Below are 5,956 nucleotides of genomic sequence, written 5' to 3' on the forward strand. Positions count from 1 at the left end.
TTTCCAGGCCGCCCCCCGTCTGCCGGACCCCCGGTATCTGCCCCCGGGGTACGCACCGGACGGGAATCCGCTGACAGCGACTGTCCCCGGCATGGGACTGCACTGGCTGGACACCACCGAGACGGAGCACCACTTCACCGAGTCGGTGCTCTACGGTTCGTGGGACGGCAAGCAGGCGTTCATCGAACCGATGATGACCCGGGAGTGGCTCGCGTCTCGGCCCACGATCGAGGAACCACTGCCTCAGCCCGCCGCGTACCAGCGCGCGGGCCTCTACCCGACCACCTATGCCGTGCGGTGGGACGAAGCGACGCAGACGTACACGGTCGAACTCGGCGGGCTCACGATGCGCGAGGCGTCGTGAGGCCCCTCACCCGGTCGCACGAGTACTTGTGACGTTCGAGCCTGGTGCCGGTCAGAAGTACTGAGCACCGCCGTCCACGCCGAGATGCTGTCCGGTGACGAACGTCGATTCGGCGGAGGCGAGGAACGCCACCATATCCGCGACCTCATCGGGTTCCGCCATGTATTTCTCGAGGAACGGGGTGGTCATCGACGCGAGCTTGGGGTTGGTCGCCGCGGTTTCGGCGATCCGTTCGCGCATGCTGCCGGAACCCATCGGCGTGTTCACCGCACCCGGATGAACACTGTTGACGCGGATGTTGTGCCGGCCCAGCTCCGCGGCGAAGGCGCGGGCCATCCCGGTCACCGCGTGCTTGCTGGTCGTGTAATGCACCATGAACGGCTGCATCTTCACGCCGGCCAGCGAACTGATGAGAATGATCGAGCCACCGCCACGCTCGATGAGGTGAGGTGCGGTCGCCGTGACGGTGTTCCACGTACCGGTGACGTTGATGTCGAGGGTGTCGCGGAAACTGTTGGGGCTGATCTCGTCCCACGTCTCCGGAATGCAGATTCCGGCATTGGCGACGACGACATCGAGGCCACCGAATCGTGCCACGCCCTCCTGCGCGACCTCCTTCAGCACCTCGAGATCACGAGTGTCGCCCTGCACCAAGTGCGCCTTCCCGCCTTCGGCCTCGACGAGACGGCGCGTTTCGTCGAGATCGTCGAGTGTTGCGGACTCGTAGGGCACCCCGGGCAGCGGGCCCGCAATATCGACGCCGACGATTCGCGCGCCCTCACGCGCAAGCCGGACGGCATGTGCCCGTCCCTGACCTCGGGCCACACCGGTGATGAAAGCGATCTTGCCGTCGAATCGGCTCACAGACTGTTCTCCTCAGGTCGAATGTCGAGGGTCGTGTGGCCCACGATCGGTCGGTTGCACGAGCACCTTGATGTCCGACCCGGTGCCGCCGGACAGTTCGCGCAGCTTCGCGTCGGCATCGTCGAGACCGACCACGGACGTCACCAACGCGTCGACCCTGATGCGCCCGGCGGCAAGATGCGCCAGCGCCTCGCCGAAGTCGCGCTCGCTGTACGCGGTCGAGCCGACGATCGCGGTCTCGAAGATCGCCAACCGCATCAGCAGGAGTTCGGACGGCAACCCGGAAATCCCCACGATCACCAGACGACCCTGATATCCGAGGATGTCGACGGCATCCTGTGCGCAACTCGGATTTCCGCTGCACTCCAGTACCGCCCGGGGACCGTCGGCGAACAACGCGGCGGAGTCCTCGAGCACCCGGTCGGGCGTCGTCGTCCGCACGCCCGATCCGCCCGCGAGCGCACGGCGCGCATCGTGGGGCTCGACCACCAGCACGTCGGTGATGCCCCTGGCACGGAGAACCTCGACGGCGAGCAGGCCGATGGGACCGGCGCCGAACACCACGACCCCGTCGCCCGGTGCGACCTCGGCCCGCCCGACCGCGCGGACCGCCACCGCAAGCGGCTCGGTGAGTGCCGCGTCGCGCAAGGACACGGTGTCGGGGATCCGGTGCAGCATTCGGGACGGGACCGTGACCGATTCGGCGAGGCCGCCCGGCCGGCCCAGGCCCGGCCCTCGAACCACGCCGGTGAGACACACCCCGTCGTCGCTCCGGCACGCTGTGCAGTCGCCGCACTCGTCGATCGGCCGGACCGTCACCCGGTCACCGACCGCCCATCCGCGCACGTCGGCGGCGATTTCGCTCACCACCCCGGCGAACTCGTGCCCCAGCACGTGCCCGGTGAGCGGGTCCGGTGGGTCGAAGAACAGATGCAGATCCGACCCGCACACTCCGCAGTACGCCACGTCGATGCGGACTTCACCCGGCGCAAGGGGCGAGTGGTCGACCTCGGTCACCGACAGCGCCCGTTCGGGGCCGATTACCGCTGCGATTCCCATCTGCGAACCCCTCGTCTTCGTGGTCCACCCGAACCGTGGCGACCGATTTCGTCGATTCGGGCCATCGTGCCCCTCCGGTGACGCAAAGTGGCAGTGATCTGTATCACCGGAGTCGCTTGCGTCATGCACTGGAGGTTCGATGCGCATCACTGTCACCGTCGACGGAACGCCCTATACCGACGACGTGGAACCCCGCCTTCTGCTCGTGCACTATCTCAGAGACCGGCTGGGAAAAGTCGGGACGGTGGTCGGCTGCGACACGAGCAACTGCGGCGCGTGCACCGTCCTGCTCGACGGGCAGAGCGTCAAGTCGTGCTCGGTGCTCGCGGTACAGGCGGACGGGCAGGAGGTCACGACCGTCGAAGGACTGTCCGTCGACGGTTCCCTGCATCCCGTCCAGGAGGCATTCCGGGAGAAACATGCTCTGCAATGCGGGTTCTGCACGCCGGGAATGATCATGGCGACGATCGACCTGCTCGCGGACAACCCCGATCCCGACGACGAACAGGTGCGGCACAGCCTCGAGGGAAACCTCTGCCGCTGCACCGGATATCAGAACATCGTCGCCGCCGCGCAGGACGCCGCGCAGCGCCTGCGCGAGGCACCGGCGGCAACGCAGGGAGGCACACGATGACGAGCACCGCCGAACCACGTACCGAATCCGAACTCGGCAGGGCACGCCGCCGCAAGGAAGACGAGCACCTCGTCACGGGCCGCACCCACTGGACCGACAACATCGTGCTCCCCGGCATGCTGCACGCGGCGATATTGCGTAGCCCGTTCGCACACGCACGCATCACCCACCTCGATGTGGACGAAGCGAAGAAGCAACCGGGTGTCGTCGCCGTCTACACCGGCGCGGATCTCGCGGAGGAACAGGGCAGCCTGCCGTGTGCCTGGCAGATCACCGAGGACATGCTGACGCCGCCCGCACCCGCGCTCGCCGTCGGCACCGTGAGGTTCGCGGGGGAGGCCGTGGCCGTCGTGGTCGCCCGCACCTACTACGAAGCGCACGACGCACTCGACGCGATCGATGTGGATTACGACGACCTGCCGGTCGTGCTCGACCTCGCGGCGGCCGCCGACGACACCGTTGTGCTCCACCCCGACCTCGGCACCAACCGCAGCGCGACGTGGGTGTTCGATTCGGCGGAAGCCGGGAGCGGGAGCAACGTCGACGACACCCTCCGCGATGCGGAGGTCGTCGTGGAGCGGACCTTCCGCCAGCAGCGACTCATCCCGGCGTTCATGGAACCGCGCTCGGTGGTCGTCGACCCCACTGCCTCGCAGACCACGATGTGGTCGTCCACGCAGGTCCCGCACATCCTGAAACTGATGCTCGCGATGACACTCGGTATCCCCGAGCACACCCTGCGGGTGATCGCCCCGGACGTGGGTGGCGGATTCGGCGGCAAACTCCAGGTGACACCGGAAGAGGTACTCACCCTGCTGATCGCGCGCCGGTTGCGCAAGCCTCTCAAATACACCGAGACGCGCAGCGAATCGATGATGGCCGGGCATCACGGCCGCGACCAGATCCAGAAACTCACCATCGCGGCGAGACGCGACGGCACCGTCACGGGGCTGAAGGTGGACCTGCTGGCGGACATGGGCGCGTACCTGCGACTCGTCACGCCCGGCGTCCCGATCCTCGGGGCGTTCATGTTCAACGGCATCTACAAGTTCGACGCCTACCGATTCACCTGCACCAACGTGTTCACCAACAAGGTGCCCACCGATGCCTACCGCGGTGCGGGCCGCCCCGAGGCCACCTTCGCGATCGAACGCATCATGGACGAACTCGCCGTCGAACTGTCGATGGACCCGATCGAACTCCGGAAGAAGAACTGGATCGCGCACGAGGAGTTCCCGTTCGACACCGTCGCGGGCCTGACCTACGACTCCGGCAACTACGAGGCGGCCACCGCGAAAGCGCTCGAACTGCTGGACTACGACGGTCTGCGACGCGAACAGGCCGAGCGCCGGGAGCGCAAGGACCCGGTGCAACTGGGCATCGGGGTATCGACGTTCACCGAGATGTGCGGACTCGCCCCGTCCCGCGTCCTCGGTTCGCTGTCGTACGGGGCCGGAGGATGGGAGCACGCGGCGATCCGCATGCTGCCCACCGGCAAGGTCGAGGTGGTCACCGGCGCGTCCGCGCACGGCCAGGGACACGAGACGGCGTGGAGCCAGATCGTCGCCGATCGACTCGGTATCCCGTTCGAGGACATCGAGGTCCTGCACGGCGACACCCAGACCTCCCCGCGGGGTCTCGACACCTACGGTTCGCGGTCCCTCGCCGTCGGCGGAATCGCAGTGGTGAAGGCGGCCGAGAAGGTGGTGGCCAAGGCGCGTCCGATCGCCGCACACCTGATGGAGTGCGCGGAGGACGATCTCGACTTCACCGACGGACAGTTCCGGGTCAAGGGAACCGAGAAGTCGGTGGGGCTCACGGACATTGCGCTCGCCGTGTTCGCCGCGCACGACCTGCCCGACGGGATCGAACCGAACCTCGATTCGGAGGCGACCTACGACCCCGACAACTTCTCGTTCCCGCACGGCACCCACCTGTGCGCGATCGAGGTCGACACCGAGACAGGTCACGCCCGCATCCGGAAATACGTCTGCGTCGACGACATCGGGCACGTCGTCAATCCCCTCATCGTGGAGGGCCAGGTGCACGGAGGTCTGGCGCAGGGCATCGCCCAGGCACTGTACGAGGAAGCGGTGCACGACGAGTCGGGCACGTTGCTCAGCGGCTCGTTCGCCGAGTACCTGCTTCCCACGGCCGTGGATCTGCCGTCGTTCACCACCGACCGCACCGACACACCGGCTCCGGGGAACCCGTTGGGGGTCAAGGGAGTCGGCGAGGCCGGCACCATCGCGTCGACGCCGGCCGTGGTGAACGCGGTGCTCGACGCCGTACGGCAGTTCGGGGTCCGCGACATCACGATGCCGTGCACTCCGATGCGGGTGTGGCATGCCATTCGTTCTGCCCGCAGCGACGGGACGAGTACACAGGGAGGCACGCAATGATTCCGGCCGCGTTCGAATATTTCCGGCCCACCAGCCTCGACGAGGCGGTCACGGCACTGCGCGATGCAGGCGAGGACTCGAAGATCATCGCAGGCGGCCAAAGCCTGATGCCGGTCCTGCGGTTGCGTCTGGCGGCACCGTCGGCGCTCGTCGACCTCGGCCGCGTCGCCGAATTGCGCGGCATCCGTGAGGAGGGCGACGAGATCGTGATCGGTGCGACCACCACGCACCACGAGGTTCTGCACGACCCGCTCGTCGCGCGGCACGCACGATTGCTCGCGGAGGCCACGGCCACCGTCGCGGACCCCCAGATTCGGCATCGGGGAACGCTCGGCGGGTCGTTGGCGCACGCCGATCCCGCCGGTGACCTCGCCGCTCCGGCCGTGGCTCTCGACGCGACGCTCCGGGTGGTCGGCCCCGCGGGCATTCGCACCCTGACGGCGGAAGAGTTCTTCCAGGACTACTTCACGACTGCGCTGGACGCCGGGGAAATCCTCGCGGAGATCCGCATTCCGAAGCACACCGAGTGGGCCGCCCGGTACGAAAAGTTCCATCGCGCAGCACAACAATGGTCGATCGTCGGCGTCGCCGGCGGGCGCCGCGGCGGGCGCGGCGCCCCCCCCCCCCGCCCCC

5 protein-coding genes and 1 pseudogene are annotated in these 5,956 nt (G+C 67.6%); 4 read left to right on the forward strand and 2 right to left on the reverse strand.

The genetic code is table 11. The features are described from left to right. Window positions 1–364: pseudogene (locus TVH25_RS20445) on the forward strand (hypothetical protein); the annotation flags it as partial. Between the two features lie 51 nt (window positions 365–415). Here the strand turns inward: TVH25_RS20445 and TVH25_RS20450 are convergent. After that, window positions 416–1,228: a mycofactocin-coupled SDR family oxidoreductase gene (locus tag TVH25_RS20450; RefSeq protein WP_422425338.1), complete on the reverse strand. Its 813-nt coding sequence runs from the start codon at window positions 1,226–1,228 to the stop codon at window positions 416–418. Window positions 1,229–1,240: 12 nt separating this feature from the next. Then, window positions 1,241–2,287: an alcohol dehydrogenase catalytic domain-containing protein gene (locus TVH25_RS20455; RefSeq protein WP_422425339.1), complete on the reverse strand. Its 1,047-nt coding sequence runs from the start codon at window positions 2,285–2,287 to the stop codon at window positions 1,241–1,243. Window positions 2,288–2,426: 139 nt separating this feature from the next. Here TVH25_RS20455 and TVH25_RS20460 point away from each other — a divergent pair, with 139 nt between their 5' ends. The 3 genes from TVH25_RS20460 to TVH25_RS20470 form a co-directional block, all read left to right on the forward strand. Beyond that, window positions 2,427–2,921, forward strand: a complete 495-nt coding sequence (locus tag TVH25_RS20460; protein ID WP_169621017.1) for a (2Fe-2S)-binding protein — start codon at window positions 2,427–2,429, stop codon at window positions 2,919–2,921. Then, window positions 2,918–5,323: a xanthine dehydrogenase family protein molybdopterin-binding subunit gene (locus TVH25_RS20465; protein ID WP_422425340.1), complete on the forward strand. Its 2,406-nt coding sequence runs from the start codon at window positions 2,918–2,920 to the stop codon at window positions 5,321–5,323. Before TVH25_RS20460 ends, TVH25_RS20465 begins: the two co-directional genes overlap by 4 nt. Further along, the coding region (locus tag TVH25_RS20470) for an FAD binding domain-containing protein (protein WP_422425341.1) at window positions 5,320–5,956 on the forward strand (637 nt) is incomplete at its 3' end. The genes TVH25_RS20465 and TVH25_RS20470, both read left to right, overlap by 4 nt.

Origin of the sequence: Rhodococcus sp. 7Tela_A2 (assembly GCF_049311045.1) — a bacterium.
In the GTDB taxonomy this organism is placed as follows: Bacteria; Actinomycetota; Actinomycetes; order Mycobacteriales; family Mycobacteriaceae; genus Rhodococcus.